At 44.0% G+C, this 1504-nt stretch carries 1 pseudogene; it reads right to left on the bottom strand.

Annotated features, from left to right (window positions below):
• Window positions 1-19: 19 nt before the first annotated feature.
• Window positions 20-1504 (bottom strand): annotated as a pseudogene (locus FDW95_RS17090) (hypothetical protein); the annotation flags it as partial.

Below are 1504 nucleotides of genomic sequence, written 5' to 3' on the forward strand. Positions count from 1 at the left end.
CGGAGATGGAGGGTCAAGATCACAGGTTAATCTTCGTCTCATTGGCTAAGCGTTTTTTGAGTAATCTTTCGAGAGTACTGATACAGATATCAAGGTGCTCAAGGATTTTTCCGGTATCCAGAATCGTCAACTGAGCGATGACCCGCTTGAGCGAAAAGTTATGTACCAATCTGTCGTTGATGGTCTGAATCATATCGGTATCAGCAATGCCCTGGAAAACCGTTTCCAAGCGAACATCACCCCGGCCGCTGATCAGGTCATCCAATGAAATATAGGGAATAAAGGGGATATCCGGATTAGCTGTTCCGACAACAGCAATAATGTCATAGAACTGAGACAGTGACTGGCGGGAGGACTCTGAAAGCAGTAGCTGGTGGTCATAGGCGATAACATCCACCCCTGCTTCTTTCGGAATACTGTCTTCCAGCAATGTCTGTATTCGCTGCGCCGTACCCATTCCGGTATAGCAGCTGGTAATGATTACTGGACGTTTGACCTGCTCTGAATAGATGATTTTACTGTCATTCTTTTGGTAAGAGGTGACGTTCTCAACAATGCTTTCCAGCGGAGCGTTATCTAATAATAACTCACCGACGTGTAGCGCCATTGCCGTGGAGACATTATTAATAATGGCGACAGGGAAATGGATGCTTTTATTGAACTCAGAGTAAATATCCGTTAACGACCCCATATCTACCAGAATGACCAGCCCATTGGACATATCATTATCATTAATGTACTGCAGTATATTACTGGCGATATCTTTGATGGCCGTGTCGATAGGCATATCGAAGGAGGCAAAAAGGGTTTCACCCAACATGCGGTTCACGACATTGGCAATACTGCTGGCCGTTGCATAGCCATGTGCCAGAATGACCGCTTTGGTTCGTGGTGCAACGGTCACCATCTTCATACTTTTCAAATATAGCGTGAAGAAAACGTCATCTTCCTGGGTAATCTTGAGATCAAATCGCTGGGCGATCTGTGTTGATAACATACTCGCAATCAGGTTCTCTTCTGCCAAATGTTGGCTAATATACTGATGTAAATTTTTGAGCGTTTTTTTATGCGCCAGGATGCCGTCATTACCCTGCTTATTTTTAGTGAATAAATACCATGCTAAGCCGTACAGTCGATTACCGTTAAATTGGACCGAATGTTTGCTTTCTATCTGCTGAACAATATCCTGGATAGTATTGAGATGTGAATAAATGGCCGGGTGATCGTTTTGTGCTGTTGGGTTAAATATGATCTTATCGAACAGCGTATCGATTTCACGAGAGACTTCTGGGAGCAGTACATTTTCGCTATTTTGCTGAAACAGGCTGAAGATCTTATCCCAGAATTCACTAATAAAATGGTTCAACGGTACTACAGGGAGAACCAATTGCTGTAGCGTCATCGAAGGGGTAAATACGACAGCGGTTCCTACAACCTGGTGATTAATTTGCACACCATGCGGCATAAAGCTGTCTGGTAGATCGTCTAAGGAAGGTGCGAACAA

Origin of the sequence: Citrobacter sp. wls718 (genome assembly GCF_005280945.1) — a bacterium.
Classification (GTDB): domain Bacteria; phylum Pseudomonadota; class Gammaproteobacteria; order Enterobacterales; family Enterobacteriaceae; genus Citrobacter; species Citrobacter gillenii.